At 55.5% G+C, this 912-nt stretch carries 1 protein-coding gene; it reads left to right on the top strand.

Annotated features, from left to right (window positions below):
- Positions 1 to 912, top strand: a 912-nt coding sequence (locus B3180_RS14790) for a 3'-5' exonuclease (RefSeq protein WP_286845265.1), incomplete at both ends; no start/stop codon positions are given.

The following is a 912-nucleotide window of genomic DNA, read 5'->3' on the forward strand; positions in this document are numbered from 1 at the left end:
CGGGCTGCCGCGAACCACCACGCTAACTTGATTGCCTCCCTGCTTAATGACCCGCAGGCGGGCTATTACAACGGTGACGATAAGCTGGAGCAGCGCGTCAAAACCAGTGACATTGCGGTGCTGGTGAATAACTTTAATGAAGCCAACGCCATTAAAAAGGCGCTGAGCGATCGCGGGCTGAAAAGCGTTTATTTGTCAGACAGGGAATCGGTATTTGCGCAGCGCGTTGCCAAAGACTTACTGGCGCTGGTAAGTGCCTGCGCCGAACCGCGCGACCCGTCGTTGATACGCAGCGCCCTGGCGACACAGTTACTTGGCCTGCCGCTGGCGGAGCTGGAACATATTCACAGCCACGAACGCGAGTGGGAAGAGCGGGTTGAGCAGTTTTTAAGTTATCACGACCAGTGGCAGCGACAGGGCGTATTAGCCATGTTGCACAGCCTGCTGCACGACCATCAGGTGCCCGCAAAGCTACTGGAAGACCGCATTCACGGCGAACGCCAACTGTCCGACGTGCTGCACATTGCCGAGCTGCTGCAACAACAGAGTCTGGTACTGGACGGTATTCCGGCGTTGGTGAACCATTTTGCCGAGCAGGTGAACGAGCGCCATGGCTTTGGCAGCAACAGCCGCACCCAGAGTGACGAGCAGCAGCTGCGCTTAGAAAGCGACGACGAACTGATAAAAATCATCACCATTCACAAGTCGAAAGGCCTGCAGTACCCGTTGGTGTTCATGCCTTTTGTGGCCTACACCCAGGCGGAAGCCTACCGGATAAAACCGCCGGCGGTGTACCACGATGAAAACGGTGAGCTACAGGTATTGTGGTCAAAAGACGACGACAACAAACAGCGTTTGAGTAATGAGATCCTCGCCGAAGACTTACGTAAAATGTACGTGGCCGTTACCCGC

This window comes from Idiomarina sp. UBA4206, assembly GCF_002383015.1.
Classification (GTDB): domain Bacteria; phylum Pseudomonadota; class Gammaproteobacteria; order Enterobacterales; family Alteromonadaceae; genus Idiomarina; species Idiomarina abyssalis.